The 15372-nt window shown below is 45.7% G+C and carries 11 protein-coding genes; 6 read left to right on the top strand and 5 right to left on the bottom strand.

Annotated elements, in window-relative coordinates:
• Positions 1-316: 316 nt before the first annotated feature.
• The 3 genes from gcvP to IQR33_RS23765 form a co-directional block, all read right to left on the bottom strand.
• Positions 317-3181, bottom strand: a complete 2865-nt coding sequence (gcvP, locus tag IQR33_RS23775) for an aminomethyl-transferring glycine dehydrogenase (protein WP_054576017.1) — start codon at positions 3179-3181, stop codon at positions 317-319.
• A gap of 126 nt (positions 3182-3307) precedes the next feature.
• A complete protein-coding gene (gcvH, locus tag IQR33_RS23770; protein WP_005376432.1) occupies positions 3308-3688 on the bottom strand; it encodes a glycine cleavage system protein GcvH in 381 nt (126 codons plus the stop codon).
• A 53-nt stretch (positions 3689-3741) separates the two neighbouring features.
• Positions 3742-5037 (bottom strand): serine hydroxymethyltransferase, encoded by a 1296-nt coding sequence (locus IQR33_RS23765; protein WP_005376430.1) that lies wholly within the window; start codon positions 5035-5037, stop codon positions 3742-3744.
• 379 nt (positions 5038-5416) lie between these two features.
• Here IQR33_RS23765 and IQR33_RS23760 point away from each other — a divergent pair, with 379 nt between their 5' ends.
• A complete protein-coding gene (locus tag IQR33_RS23760) occupies positions 5417-6040 on the top strand; it encodes a helix-turn-helix domain-containing protein (protein WP_005376429.1) in 624 nt (207 codons plus the stop codon).
• A gap of 260 nt (positions 6041-6300) precedes the next feature.
• Positions 6301-7419 carry a glycine cleavage system aminomethyltransferase GcvT gene (gene gcvT, locus IQR33_RS23755; RefSeq protein ID WP_054576016.1) on the top strand — a complete coding sequence of 373 codons (1119 nt, stop codon included), beginning with the start codon at positions 6301-6303 and terminating at the stop codon, positions 7417-7419.
• A gap of 70 nt (positions 7420-7489) precedes the next feature.
• Here the strand turns inward: gcvT and vdeR are convergent, their stop codons facing one another.
• The gene (vdeR, locus tag IQR33_RS23750) at positions 7490-8218 is read right to left on the bottom strand and encodes an efflux transporter transcriptional repressor VdeR (protein WP_017820966.1); all 729 of its coding nucleotides are present in this window, start codon (positions 8216-8218) and stop codon (positions 7490-7492) included.
• Between the two features lie 160 nt (positions 8219-8378).
• Here vdeR and IQR33_RS23745 point away from each other — a divergent pair, with 160 nt between their 5' ends.
• The 4 genes from IQR33_RS23745 (at position 8379) to IQR33_RS23730 (ending at position 14458) form a co-directional block, all read left to right on the top strand.
• Positions 8379-9452 (top strand): efflux RND transporter periplasmic adaptor subunit, encoded by a 1074-nt coding sequence (locus IQR33_RS23745; protein ID WP_193837687.1) that lies wholly within the window; start codon positions 8379-8381, stop codon positions 9450-9452.
• Complete coding sequence (locus tag IQR33_RS23740) at positions 9452-10513, top strand: efflux RND transporter periplasmic adaptor subunit (RefSeq protein ID WP_054576014.1); 1062 nt, start codon at positions 9452-9454, stop codon at positions 10511-10513. Before IQR33_RS23745 ends, IQR33_RS23740 begins: the two co-directional genes overlap by 1 nt.
• On the top strand, positions 10513-13572 hold the full coding sequence (locus tag IQR33_RS23735; RefSeq protein ID WP_025767805.1) for an efflux RND transporter permease subunit: 3060 nt from the start codon (positions 10513-10515) through the stop codon (positions 13570-13572). Before IQR33_RS23740 ends, IQR33_RS23735 begins: the two co-directional genes overlap by 1 nt.
• Before the next feature lie 175 nt (positions 13573-13747).
• Entirely contained in the window at positions 13748-14458 is a 711-nt protein-coding gene (locus tag IQR33_RS23730) for a hypothetical protein (RefSeq protein ID WP_005376411.1), read from the top strand.
• An 82-nt stretch (positions 14459-14540) separates the two neighbouring features.
• Here the strand turns inward: IQR33_RS23730 and IQR33_RS23725 are convergent.
• Positions 14541-15372: fructose-specific PTS transporter subunit EIIC (locus tag IQR33_RS23725; protein ID WP_228014088.1), on the bottom strand; the 832-nt coding region annotated here is incomplete at its 5' end.

Below are 15372 nucleotides of genomic sequence, written 5' to 3'. Positions count from 1 at the left end.
GTGTGGAAGAATACGGGACAGTGGTGGTGTTCCAAGATCTCTATGGTAATAAATGGGACTTACTGCAACTGAACTAGAAACTACATAGCACCTGCATAACATAGTGTTCATGAGGAGTTTCCAACAAGCTTTTAAGGCTCTGAGATATTAGTGCTAATTCAAAGGTTCTCAGAAGTCACTGTATTTCTAAATCACTTTTGTGCAAACAATAACTAGCCATCATTCCTTCTCGATGTATCAACAAATGTTAGGGCGGCACACCAAAAACAAAGGCGAACCAATCGGTTCGCCTTTGTTTATTTAGATTCTACAAAAATTAATCTTCGTAGTTATCGATGCTTGGGCATGAACAGATTAGGTTACGGTCACCGTATACGTTATCTACGCGATTTACCGTTGGCCAGTACTTCCAAGATTTGGTCGCTTTAGACGGGAAGCAGCCAATCTCGCGAGAGTAAGGGCGGTCCCAATCTTCAGCTGAAAGATCAACTTGTGTGTGTGGCGCGTTAACAAGTGGGTTGTTATCCAGTGGCCATTCACCGTTTTTCACTTTCTCCATTTCTTCGCGGATAGCGATCATCGCATCACAGAAGCGGTCTAGCTCTTCTAGATCTTCCGATTCCGTTGGCTCAACCATTAGCGTGCCCGCTACAGGGAACGACATAGTTGGTGCGTGGAAACCGTAGTCCATTAGACGCTTCGCGATGTCTTCTTCGCTGATACCTGTTTCTTCTTTCAGCGGACGAATGTCGATAATACATTCGTGCGCTACGCGGCCATTTTTGCCACGGTAAAGAACAGGGTAGTGTTGGCGAAGTGTTTCCATCACGTAGTTTGCGTTCAGAATTGCTACTTTTGTAGCATCTGTTAGGCCAGCTTCGCCCATCATTGCGATGTAAGCCCAAGAGATAGGCAGGATAGAAGCGCTACCCATATCTGCTGCTGATACTGCGAAATCTGCGCCTTCTACACCGTCTTCAATATGCCCTGGTAAGAAAGGAGCTAGGTGAGATTTCACACCGATAGGACCCATACCCGGACCGCCACCACCGTGCGGGATGCAGAAGGTTTTGTGTAGGTTTAGGTGAGAAACGTCTGAACCGATGAAGCCTGGTGATGTTAGACCAACCTGCGCGTTCATGTTAGCGCCGTCTAGGTAAACCTGACCACCGGCGGCATGAACCATTTCACACACTTCTTTCACTTTCTCTTCGTAAACGCCGTGCGTCGAAGGGTAAGTGATCATAATGCTTGATAGGTTGTATTTGTGTTTCTCGATTTTCGCTGCTAGGTCGTCGATGTCGATGTTGCCTTCTTCATCACACTTAACCACAACCACTTTCATTGACACCATAGATGCTGTCGCAGGGTTAGTACCGTGCGCAGAGCTTGGGATCAAACATACGTTGCGGTGACCTTCGCCACGGCTTTCGTGGTAGCGTTGAATCGCGATAAGACCTGCGTACTCACCCGATGCACCAGAGTTTGGTTGTAGTGAGAATGCGTCATAGCCAGTGATTTCACATAGCTTTTCTTTAAGGTCTTTTGCGAGTGCAGCGTAACCAGCTGCTTGTTCTGCTGGTGCGAACGGGTGGATCGAACCAAACTCAGGCCAAGTTACTGGAATCATCTCTGCTGCTGCGTTCAGCTTCATCGTACAGCTGCCCAGTGGGATCATGCCGTGCGTGAGTGAGAAGTCTTTGTTCTCTAGCTGTTTTAGGTAACGCATCATCTGTGTTTCGCTGTGGTGCGTGTTAAACACAGGGTGTGTTAGATATTCTGTTGTGCGGCGCAATGCTTCTGGAATGGCTGCAAACTCGTTGCCTGCGATTTCAGTTGATAGTGCTGCGACTTCTTCTTTCACACCGAATACTGCGAATAGGGCTTCTACATCTGCCACGGTTGTAGTTTCGTCGAAGCTCACACCTAGCTGAGTACCCAACTTACGTAGGTTGATGTCTGCGGCTAGTGCTTTCGCGTATAGGTCTTCAGTTTGTGCACCTGTGTTGATAGTGATGGTGTCGAAGAAGCTGTTGTGAGCAAGCTCGAAGCCGCCTTTAGTTAGGCCAGCGGCTAGGATGGCTGTCATGTGGTGTGTACGACGAGCAATAGTGCGTAGACCTTCTGCGCCGTGGTAAACCGCGTAGAAAGACGCCATGTTCGCTAGCAGTGCTTGAGCAGTACAGATGTTTGATGTCGCTTTTTCACGACGGATGTGCTGTTCACGCGTTTGCATTGCCATACGCAGTGCTTGGTTACCATTGGTATCGATAGAAACACCGATAACACGGCCAGGCATTGTACGCTTGTGCTTATCACGCGTTGCCATGAAAGCAGCGTGTGGACCGCCGTAACCCATCGGCACGCCAAAACGTTGTGCTGAACCGATTGCTACGTCTGCGCCCATTTCACCTGCAGGTTTAAGTAGGGTAGAAGCAAGAAGGTCCGTTGCTACAGTCACTAGTGTTTTGTTTGCTTGCGCTTTAGCGATGATGTCCGTTAGGTCACGAACTTCACCTGTTGTACTTGGGTATTGAACTAGTGCGCCGAACACGTCTTGCTCTGGTAGTGATTCTAAAGAACCAACCAAGACTTCAAAGCCGATGAATTTCGCACGAGTTTTTACCACTTCGATGGTTTGTGGGTGAACGTCGTCAGCAACGAAGAATACGTTGCTCTTGCTTTTACCCGCACGCTTACAAAGTGTCATCGCTTCTGCTGCTGCCGTTGCTTCATCGAGCAATGACGCGTTCGCGATTTCCATACCAGTAAGATCCATCACCATTTGTTGGTAGTTTAGAAGTGCTTCTAAACGACCTTGTGAGATCTCTGGTTGGTAAGGGGTGTAAGCGGTGTACCAGCCCGGGTTTTCCATCACGTTGCGTAGAATCACGTTCGGCGTGAAGGTGTTGTAGTAACCCTGACCAATGAATGTACGTTTAACTTGGTTCTGATCGGCGAACTTACGCATTGCTGCCAGCATGTCTGCTTCGCTTTTCGCTTCTGCCAAGCTCATTGGTTGCTCTAGGCGAATTTGTGCTGGTACGGTTTCGTCGATAAGCGAATCTAGGCTAACTGCGTTGATCGCTTCCAACATTTTCTGTTGGTCAGATTTGTTTGGTCCATTGTGGCGAGCAACGAACTCGTTTTGTGTGCTGAGGCTTTGAAGTAATTCAGTCATTGTCCTTTACCTACTCCTTGGTTCGGGTAACGGATTTGCGTTACTGATAAATTAAATTATACGTCCGAACCTAGAAAAAAAGCTGTTCTCTAAACAGGCTAGGGAACAGCTTTCGTCACATCCTAATTACTCTTCTTCGATAGAGTTTAGGTATTCGTCTGCGTCTTTCAGGTTATCTAGTTCAGATACATCAGACATCTTCACTTTTACGATCCAGCCACCTTCGTACGGCTCTTCGTTAATTAGCTCTGGGCTGTCTTCTAGTTCTTCATTGATTTCTACGATTTCACCAGTGATTGGTGCGTAGATGTCTGACGCTGCTTTTACAGATTCAACGAGAGAGAAGCTTTCACCTGCTTCAACTTCGTCTTCTACGTCTGGTAGGTCAACGAATACCACGTCACCTAGCATTTCTTGTGCATGCTCAGAAATACCAATTGTTACTGTGCCGTCACCGTTGTCACGTACCCACTCGTGGCTATCTGCAAACTTCAGTGTTTTGTCCATTGCTTAATCTCCGAATAACTTGTCAGGAATTATTATGATTTCAAAAAAATCGTTTACTGGTATAGAGGAAAGCGACTGCAAAGTTCTTTTACTTCTTTGCGAACGCGTTTTTCAACTTCTGCGTCACCTTCAGGGTTGTTCACTAAACCGTCCAGTACGTCACCAATCCAATTACCGATGAGTTTGAATTCTTCAGCGCCAAAGCCGCGGCTTGTACCCGCAGGCGTTCCTAAACGGATGCCCGATGTAATCATAGGCTTCTCTGTATCGAATGGGATGCCATTTTTGTTACATGTGATCCCAGCACGCTCTAGAGCTTCTTCTGCTTTATTGCCTTTCAACCCTTTCGGACGAAGGTCAACCAGCATTAGGTGCGTGTCTGTACCACCAGTTACGATGTCGCAACCGCGAGTTTGCAATACTTCCGCTAGGACTTTTGCGTTATTGATCACCGAATCAATATAAGTTTTAAATTCAGGGCCAAGCGCTTCACCAAATGCGACCGCTTTGGCTGCGATAACGTGCATCAGTGGGCCACCTTGTAGGCCAGGGAATACGGCTGAGTTGATTTTCTTAATGATGTCTTCGTGGTTAGTAAGAATCATACCGCCGCGAGGGCCACGCAATGTTTTGTGTGTTGTAGTCGTAACAACGTGTGCGTGTGGCAGTGGGCTAGGGTGTGCGCCTGTTGCGATAAGACCAGCGATGTGCGCCATGTCGACCATAAGAATTGCATTTACTTCGTCTGCGATTTCACGGAATTTTGCAAAGTCGATAGTACGTGGAATGGCGCTACCACCTGCGATGATCATTTTAGGTTGGTGCTCAAGTGCTAGCTCACGAACATCTTCGTAGTTGATTTCCAGTGTTTCGCGATCAACACCGTATTGAACTGCATTAAACCATTTACCAGAAAGTGCTGGGCGTGCGCCGTGCGTCAGGTGACCACCTGCGTCTAAAGACATACCAAGAATGGTGTCACCAGGTTGAAGCAGTGCCAGCTTTACTGCGCCGTTTGCTTGTGCGCCTGAGTGTGGTTGAACGTTTGCGTATTCACAATTGAAAAGTTTTTTTGCGCGTTCGATAGCAATGGCTTCCACTGTATCTACGTGCTCACAACCACCATAGTAACGGCGACCTGGGTAACCTTCAGCGTATTTGTTTGTTAGGCACGTGCCTTGAGCTTGCATTACCGCTTTAGACACGATGTTCTCAGAAGCGATAAGTTCGATTTGTTCGTTTTGGCGAGCGGATTCCGCTTGAATTCCAGCAAAGACAGCATCATCTGTCGCAGAGAGGTTGGTAGAGAAAAAGTTTTCCAAGCTGTGGTTAGGGTAACTCTTATTCATGGTAGTTGACCTTCCAAATCTGAAAATGAACCCGCAATAGATGAGTTATGATTTGCGGTTGTGGTTCATTTGTCCTCAAAAACAGCTGAACTGCGTAGCAGAACAGAGTGAACATCCGGCCCTAAATTTGGGCAAAAACTCCGTTGGATTGCGTGTTTCCTTTACCAATCTCTTACGGAAATATGCATCTCTACATCTAACAAGTTGGTAACATAGCGCCTGTGACGGGAACAATCAACCAAAAATTTCCTATAGGAAACAAGATTTCAAAATTTGTTAACAAGAGCACGCTTTAATTCACTTGGTGGACTTCTATCCACTATGTGCTTCATGCACAATGCGAGTAAGACAAAAAATATGGATATCTATAGAGGGATTTATGGCAGAAAGTATTTACGATGAATACCCATCGATGACGTTGGCAAAAGAGCAACATGACCAAAATATCGAGCCGTTAAAACTGGGCCAGCGTATTAAGGATATCCGCTCGAAACTCGGTATCACATTAGAAGAAGCGAGTCAGCGAACCGGACTTGCTCGATCTACACTGAGCAAAATAGAAAATGAGCAGATCTCCCCGACGTTTCAAGCGATGCAAAAATTGGCACTAGGCTTACAAATTGACATGCCACAACTCTTTGAGCCACCTAGAAAAAAGGTAGCGACAGGGCGCAGGGATGTTACCAAGAAGAATGAAGGTAAACCACACCCAACACAAACCTATGAACATGAACTGCTCGCGACACAACTTTCCAATAAGAAAATGATGCCGTTTAAGAGCCAAATTCGAGCTCGTAGTTTTGATGAATATAAAGACTGGGTTCGTCATGACGGCGAAGAATTTTTACTTATCTTATCTGGCGAGGTTATGTTCTATTCTGAGTTTTACGAACCTGTTGTTTTAAGCGAGGGAGACAGCGTTTATTACGATGCAAATATGGGACATATGTTGACCAGTGTTAGCGAGGAAGATGCGCTCATTTTGTGGGTGACAGCCAAATAGTGATAAATACTTGTAAATTTCCTATAGTGAAAGCAAACGATTGCTGTTGGTGGTCGTTATGATGAAAAGGCGCTTTTTTGATGAGAACTTGCTCATTAAAGCGCTTTTTTTGTACGATTTGTTGTGATTAAAATGTTAAGAGTCACACTTTTGCAAGTCGATCTACGTCTTGTTCGTGCAAAATAGAATGAGCCATGTTTATTATTGGAAACACATCGAATGCCGATAGCATTCTCGGGTCTATCTAAATGGAGACGAAAATGACTCAAGAACTACTGAAAACACCACTACACGCACTTCACGTTGAAGTTGGTGCCAAAATGGTCCCGTTCGCGGGTTACGATATGCCTGTTCAGTATCCTCTAGGCGTAAAGAAGGAACACTTACATACTCGTGATGCGGCAGGTCTGTTTGATGTTTCTCACATGGGACAGCTTCGCCTAATTGGTGACGGTGCAGCTGCGTTCCTAGAAACATTAGTCCCAGTGGATATTGTGGATCTTGAGTCTGGTAAACAGCGTTACGCTTTTTTCACTAATGAAGAGGGCGGCATCATGGACGACTTGATGGTGGCTAACCTAGGCGATCATCTGTTTGTGGTTGTGAACGCAGCATGTAAAGCGCGAGATATCGCACACCTACAAGCGCATTTACCATCTGGTGTTGAGCTAGAAATTATCGAAGACCGAGCTCTACTTGCAATCCAAGGCCCTAAAGCGGCGGCTGTATTGGCGCGTTTTGCACCAGAAGTTTCTGAAATGCTGTTCATGGATATTCGTAAAGTCGATATTTTAGGCGCCGAGTGCATTGTTTCTCGTAGTGGTTATACAGGCGAAGACGGTTACGAAATCTCGGTTCCTGCTGACAAAGCGGAAGAGCTAGCACGTAAACTGACTGCGGAAGATGAAGTTGAATGGATTGGCCTTGGTGCTCGTGATTCACTTCGTCTTGAGTGTGGCCTTTGTCTATACGGTCATGACCTAGACACAACAACAACACCTGTTGAAGCGAGCTTGCTATGGGGTATCCAAAAAGTTCGTCGTATTGGTGGTGAACGTGAAGGTGGTTTCCCTGGTGCAGGCATTATTCTTAAGCAGATTGAGACTAAAGATGTGGCGCGTAAGCGTGTGGGTCTAGTAGGTCAAACCAAAGCGCCAGTGCGTGAAGGTGTTGAACTGTTTGATGCTGACGGCGTTAAAATTGGCGTTGTAACCAGCGGTACGGCGGGCCCGAATGCAGGTAAGCCAGTCTCAATGGGGTATGTTCGTGCGGATTTGGCGGCGATTGGTACTGAAGTGTTCGCTGAAGTGCGTGGCAAAATGCTACCAATGACAGTTGAAAAAATGCCGTTCGTACCACAACGCTACTACCGTGGTTAAAACGAATTGAAACAAAAATGCCGAGCTTTGTAGCTCGGCATTTTTATGTCTTCTTTTCGCTTGTTTGCTTTTAGTTTACTGCTTCATCAATAGTACAGCACATATCAATAACGATATCTTCAAGCTTTTCCGGATGAATCATCTCTTCTTTTGCGATCCCAAATTGAGAGGCCATAATGGTATTAAACAATTCCCAATGCTTGATCAGCAGTTTTTCGCGATTATCTGCGATATCCGGCCATGTTTCTTGCATCATTGGCGCGAGACTGACAGCACCATGTGCGAAGATCAACATTTGCCATTTTGATTCCCACTGATCAAACTGTGCATTAGGGTTTTCGCTGTTGTACTGCTCGAAAATTCCGGTAAATATCGCAGCGAACTCATCTTTTGACTTTAAGAAATACTGCAGCAGAGCACCGTCATCGCCTTGTCGAATGGCATCGGCGATCATCTGTACTGGATGAGGATTGACGAGAGCAAATGCTAGCATGCGAACCATAAACAGATAAATTTTTCTATTCGAAGGTGTGTTCTCCGGCATTTCATTGATGAGTTCAGCCATATAGCACTGCATGAACTCGTCCATTGCATCGCTAACCGCTTGCCAGATTTTCTCTTTGCTGCCGAAGTGGTGACGGATCAAACTATGTGAAACACCAGCCTTTTCACTGATATTGCGCAGCGAGACACGCTCGTAACCAAGTTCACAAAACATATCTGCTGCCACTTTAAGGATCAGACACTTAGTTTGTTCTGCTGCTTCAGCACTTCTACGCCCCTGCTTTCTTTCATTCATAGTTCGAATTTTCCCGAATATTAATCACGCGCTTACTTTTACCAGAAACCGAACGCTTTGACTAATTAATTTGCTATCCACCTGGAAAATATGTTGATCAATTTCAAATTCTGCTTATACTGCACGGCTGTGTAATATATAAAACCTACGGAGAAAGCGGGTGCGAAAACAATATTTAAAGCGCACTTTAGTTGGCGCAGTGGTGACATTAAGTCTTTCTGGGATGCTAACTGGGTGTAATAAAGCCATTTCTGAGCCGTCTGAACCTTTAATCAAACCTGTAAAATTACTGGCGGTGAAAGACCTAGAACTTGAAGACTCGCACGCCTTTTTAGCGCGTATTGATGCAACACATCGCGCGCAGCTTTCTTTTCAGGTTGGTGGAGAGGTAGATGAATTACGTGTACGCATGGGTCAAAAGGTCCAAAAAGGTGAAGTGCTCGCAACGTTAGACCCTAAAGATCTTCAGCTTGCGTTAGATGCCGCTCAAGCGCAGTACGCGTTAGCGAAAACACAATGGGACCGCTCGAAAAACCTTTACGGAAAAAAACTCATTAGTACTGATGAGTACGATCAGAAAGAAACTCAATATAAAGCGGTATTGGCGAACTACGAACAAGCTAAAACCGATTTGAGCTATACCAAAATTCACGCACCGTTTGATGGCATAGTGTCATATACCTATGTCAACCCATTTCAGGTAGTAGCAGAGAAGCAGGAGATCTTGAATCTCATTGATAACACGACGTTGGATGTGTCGTTCACCTTGCCAGTAAGTTATGCGGAATCTGTATCACTTGAGTCACTGGAAAACTCCGATATGTGGGTGACGATGGATAGCGAGCCAGGAAAACGTATTCCTGGGCAATTTAAAGAAATTTCGACACAGCCAAACATCGATACCAATAGTTATGAGGCGATCGTGACCATCACTCGACCAGAAGATCGCAATTTGCTGACAGGTATGACAGGGCAGGTACACATTGCTAAACAACATGTATCGGACGCGATGACGTTACCTCAGTCTGCTTGGGTCAACAAAAATGGGACGCAAGGTGAAGTTTGGGTAATGGACAGAAGCACGCAGCAGGTCAATAAAGTCACTGTGTCACTTGACGCAGCAGGTGGTGTGAAAGCCGGGCTTGATAACAATGATTACGTTGTTATTGCTGGTGTTGAGAGACTGGTTGAAGGACAAGTGGTGAAAGCTTGGGTTCGTGAGGGAGGCATTTAATGAAACGTTCTCTATTTACGATCTCTGCGATTGCACTTGCAGTTTTAACGGGGTGCAAAAATGAAAACCAAGCTATCGTCGAGCAGCCACTTTTTGTGTCGACTATCTCGGTGGATGCACCAGTACAAAGTCAACATCGCGCGTTCAAAGGCATAGTAGTGCCTGCAGAGCAAACGCCAATGGCATTTCGCCGCGCTGGGGAAGTTCAGCACGTATTGGTTAAAGCGGGTGACGTTGTGAAGCAGGGGCAAATGATCGCAAAGCTAGATGATAGCAAAGAGAAGCAAGCCGTGAATGACGCAGAAGCACAATACACACTTGCAATTCGTCAGCTTAAACGCGGTGAAGACTTGCATGCACGTCAAATGATTTCAAAAGCGGAACTTGATGAGCTAACCGCTAATAAAGAGCTAGCTGAGGCTACTTTCTATAACGCGACCAATCAATTGAATTACACCCGTTTATTCGCCCCGTTCGCCGGTAAAGTATCTGATGTTTTCAAAGAACGTTTTGAGCGTGTGGCAATTGGTGAACCCGTGTTAAACCTATACCAAAACGATTTGGTTTACGTGCGCATTGAGCTTTCCGACAATGTTTTAGCGATGGTAGACCCAAACTCAGACAGCATGAGCTACAAGCCTAGAGCAACCTTCTCCGGCATCGATGGCAGATTTGCTTTGGACTATTTAGAGCACACAAGTGAACCCAACGCTGAAACTCAAACCTACGAAATGTACTTGACGATGCCACAGCCAAAAACAGAGATATTACCGGGAACCAGCGTAAGCGTTTTGGTCGATATGGTGAAGGCGGGCATTACCTCTATTGATGGTTACAGTGTTCCTGTCACGGCGCTTCAAGCAGGCAGTGAAGGGAATGAGTTCTTTGTGTGGAAAAAAGAAGGTGACATTGTCACACGGGTGCCTGTCATGATTTCTCAAGTGAATGGCAATGGAGCCATTGTGTCGTCAGGTGTTAGCCAGGGCGATATTCTGATTAATTCAAATCTGCGTAAATTACGCGAAGGTAAACATGTGGATGTTGTGGAGAATAACCAATAATGAACATTGCTGAGTATTCAATAAAAAACAAAGTCATCAGCTGGTTGTTCATTATTATCCTTGCTGTTGGTGGTTTAACGTCATTTTTGGAGCTTGGACGATTAGAAGACCCGGCATTTACGATCAAAGATGCCATGATTATCTCAACATACCCTGGCGCGACGTCAAAAGAAGTTGAAGAAGAACTGACGTATCCTCTAGAAAAAGAGATTCGAAAACTCCCTTATATCGACAAAATTACCTCTACGTCTTCTAATGGTATGTCTCAAATAACGGTGAGCATGGAAATGGACTATGGTCCTGATGAACTGCCGCAAATTTGGGATGAAATGCGCCGTAAAATTAATGATTTACGACCATCATTGCCTCAAGGTGTTCAGTCTTTACAGATCATTGATGATTTCGGTGACGTTTATGGCGTGATGTTAATGCTCACTGGTGACGATTACGACTATGTAGAGCTGAAACGTTATGCGGATTACCTGACACGTGAAATCGAGCTTGTTGATGGTGTTGGTAAGGTAGACATTACGGGCGATCAGCAAGAAATGCTATTCGTTGAGATCTCACTTGATCGCCTTGCTGCACTGAACTTAGACATGAATGTGGTTTCGAGCTTGTTGAACCAGCAAAACAATGTGGTTTCAGCAGGTGAAGTGATGGTCAATGGCGAAAGCCTTGTTATTCGCCCAAGCGGCACCTTAAACACTGTAGAAGCACTAGAAAATCTGATCATTCATGGCCGTGACACAGGAAATCTAATTCGTCTAAAAGACGTAGCAACGATTTCTCGCGGTATTCAAGAGAAGCCAGGCAACGTCGTACTCTTTAACGGTCAAAAAGCGATTAATATCGGTATCTCGTTTGCATCGGGTGTGAACGTGGTTGAGGTTGGTGAACGTTTGGATGCGGAGCTCGCGAGCCTTGAGTCTATCAAGCCTGCTGGCATCGATATGAACTACTTTTACAACCAAGCCAATGAGGTGGATGAATCTGTTAAAGCGTTTGTAATTAGTCTAGCGGAGGCAGTGGCGATCGTAATCATTGTGTTGCTGTTTACTATGGGTTTACGCAGTGGTGTCATCATTGGAGTTGTGTTGTTATTGACGGTATTTGGTACCTTCATTTTGATGAATTACAACAACATCGAACTGCATCGTATTTCTCTTGGCGCGTTAATTATTGCCTTGGGTATGCTGGTTGATAACGCGATTGTTGTCGTGGAAGGCATATTAGTTGGCCTAAAGAAAGGGCGTACCAAAGTTCAAGCGGCTGTCGATATTGTAAAGCAAACACAATGGCCTTTGTTGGGCGCAACTGTTATTGCAATTACGGCTTTTGCACCTATCGGCTTGTCGCAAGATGCGACAGGTGAGTTCATGGGCTCTCTATTCTGGGTGCTGTGTTTCTCACTATTTTTAAGCTGGATTACCGCTATTACACTGACGCCTTTCCTTGCCGATCTTTTGTTGAAAGAGGAAAACAAAGAGCAGGGTACTAGCGAAGATGATCCTTATAAAGGCTGGTTGTTTGTCGTATTTGGGGCATCGCTGAAATTTGCATTGCGATTCCGCTGGCTTACCGTTGCTGGCATGGTGGCGCTATTAGTGGGTGCTGTCGTGGCATTTGGTAATGTAAAACAGCAGTTCTTCCCACCATCGAATACGCCGATGTTCTACGTGGATATGTGGATGCCAGAGGGTACTGACATCCGTGAAACGATCAAAAAAGCTGAAGAGGTCGAAAGCTACATTCGTCAGCAAGATGATATTGACTTTGTTTCTGCTTCGATTGGGCAGGGCCTACAGCGTTTTGCTTTAACCTATCAACCAGAAAAAAGTTACGAAGCGTACGCTCAGTTCCAAGTTCGCGCTACTGATCGTGAGAAAATGTTTGGTTTGCTGCATAAGTTAGATGCGAATCTGGCGAAAACATTTGATGCGCCTACGTTCCAGTTTAAATTGATGGAATTTGGTCCATCACCAGCGTCTAAGATCGAAGCGCGTATTACTGGCCCTGATCCACAAGTTTTACGTGACTTGGCGGTGCAAGTTGAAGACATCCTTCATACCGACCCTGGTGCCCGAAACATTCGTCACGATTGGCGAGAGCGCACCAAGGAACTTGTACCCGTTTTCAATGAGTCTAAAGCTCGTCGCTTAGGTATTTCGAAAGAAGATCTTTCAAGCACACTGCAAATGGCGTTTGGTGGTAGCACCTTAGGTTACTTGCGTGATGGTACACATACGTTGCCAATTATGACACGCCTTCCTGAAGAAGAACGCGTAGATTTTGAATCACTACAAAACGTGACCATTTGGAGTCCTTCGTTGCAAACGTATATTCCGGTTGATCAAGTGATTGATGGCGTTCAACTGGATTGGAGTGAGCCGCTAATTCAGCGCCGTGACCGTAAGCGTACGTTAACCGTTCTCGCGGACCATGATGTGTTGAGTGACGACACGGCAGCAAGCTTATTTGCTCGTGTACAGCCTAAAGTGATGGCATTGCATGTTCCAGAAGGATACGAAATCACATGGGGTGGTGAGTACGAATCATCCAAAGATGCACAAGAAGGCCTATTCGGTTCATTGCCGATGGGTTACTTGTTGATGTTCATCATTACTATTTTACTGTTTAACTCAATCAAAAAGCCGTTGGTCATTTGGTTCACCGTTCCGTTAGCTATCATTGGCGTTGCTTTTGGTTTGCTTACCACGAACATGCCGTTCAGTTTTACAGCATTCCTTGGTTTGTTAAGCCTAAGTGGCATGATTTTGAAAAACGGTATTGTGTTGCTTGACCAAATTAACCTTGAGTTGGAGTCAGGTAAAGATCCTTACCTCGCGATTGTCGATAGTGCGATAAGCCGCGTTCGTCCGGTAAGTATGGCTGCCCTAACAACTATCTTGGGGATGATTCCACTGGTCTTCGACGCCTTCTTTGGCTCGATGGCAATAACGATTATGGCAGGTCTTGGTTTTGCTACTGTACTGACACTGATAGTGGTGCCAGTGATGTTTGCAATTCTGTTTAGGGTAAAACCGACCACTGCATAGGGACTCCTGGCTATTTGCCAGCTTCCTGCCTAGCCCTGAAGGTTTTCTTCGGGGCTTTTTTGATCTTACTAATATATACCAAACCATTCATTTGCTTGATTTTAATGATTTTCTTACGATTACAATGCAAATCATGCGTATACTGATGTAACGACACATCAAAGATTGAGATTACATGAATAAGCGCATATTAAACGGACTCTTCTTCGTTGGTTCTTTCACCTTGGTTGGCTGCACCGCGACGGATAGCATGCCGACAGAAACCAAACAACCTGCCCCTAAAGTCAACAGTGTTAGTGCTGAAGTCATTTCCAGTTGGATTGATAGTAAGGTTTTAGCCCCTGAAGGGCTGTCGCTCGAGCAAGACAATCTACGTTATCTATCGGGTAGCGCCGACCTAAACAGCGACGGAAAGGCAGAACACATAGTGTTGCTTCAAGATCGCTATTTCTGTGGTAGTGGTGGCTGCTCTGCATATATGTTTGATAATGAGGGAAACGTTATTAATCGAATGTCGGTAACTCGCACGCCTATTGTACTAGCCGACAGTTACAGTAATGGTTGGCAGGACTTTATCGTTTGGAGTAATGGCTCATATCGACTCATGAGTTACAACGGTGAGTCTTATCCAAGTAACCCGTCACTAGAGCCAAAGGTGGATCGAGACGCTAACCAGCAGGCGGCAATCGCAAATGTAATGGCGACAGAGCTTTATCAGCAAGACGGCTATGACATTCTGCCCGCAGAGTCAAAAACCTTGTGGACGCCAGCTAACGTTTACCACTTTACCTTCAAGCACTACGGTGACCCGCATAGCGCTTATCAAGCAACGGTGGATATGAGCAGTGGGGAAGTAGACATTGTAGCCGTTCCGGCTGCGGAATAAAAAGCACCTCCCTTAACCGGAATTAAAGGGAGGTGCTAAATGCCAAATTCGAGGGTGGCATTGTTAACCGGAGTCGCTCTAATTAAGCTGCGACTTCTTGTTTCGCTTCTGCTTTGCTTTTTAAGAATGCGTAAGTAAAGCCAGTTACCGCTGTACCTGCTGCAATAGCCACTAAATACATTAATACTGGTGAAATTGCGTTAGGAATTAGCAGCACGAATAGACCGCCGTGTGGTGCCATTAATTTCGCACCGAATAGCATCGATAGGGCACCAGTAAGCGCGCCACCTGCCATACAAGATGGAATCACGCGCATTGGATCTTTCGCAGCAAATGGAATTGCGCCTTCAGAGATGAAACAAAGGCCCAAGACAAATGATGCTTTACCTGCCTCACGTTCATTTTGTTCAAATTTGTTCTTCGCAATGAAGGTCGCTAAACCCATACCTAGCGCAGGAACCATACCTGCGGCCATGATTGCCGCCATTGGCGCGTAAGTTTGTGAAGCCAAAAGGCCAACACCAAATGCGTAAGCGGCTTTGTTTACCGGGCCTCCTAGGTCGAAACACATCATTGCGCCAAGGATAATACCCAGTAGTACTGCACTGTCAGATCCCATGTTGTTTAGGAAGTCAGTCAGGCCGTTCATGATGCCTGAAACTGGGCCGCCTACGATGTAGATCATGACAAGTCCGGTGAACAATGTTGCCACAAATGGAATAATCAGAATCGGTTTAAGCGCCTCCATCGATTGTGGCAGTTTCACCTTATCTGCGAGGAGTTTCGCTGCGTAACCAGCAATGAAACCAGCCGCGATACCGCCAAGGAAACCTGCGCCAGTAGAACTTGCTAGCATACCACCAACAAGACCAGGAGCCAGACCAGGACGGTCAGCGATTGAAAACGCAATATAG

This window comes from Vibrio sp. OPT46, assembly GCF_015163535.1.
In the GTDB taxonomy this organism is placed as follows: domain Bacteria; phylum Pseudomonadota; class Gammaproteobacteria; order Enterobacterales; family Vibrionaceae; genus Vibrio; species Vibrio alginolyticus.
Note: the sequence above shows the minus strand (reverse complement) of the source record. Positions and strands in the feature narration are given on the sequence as shown.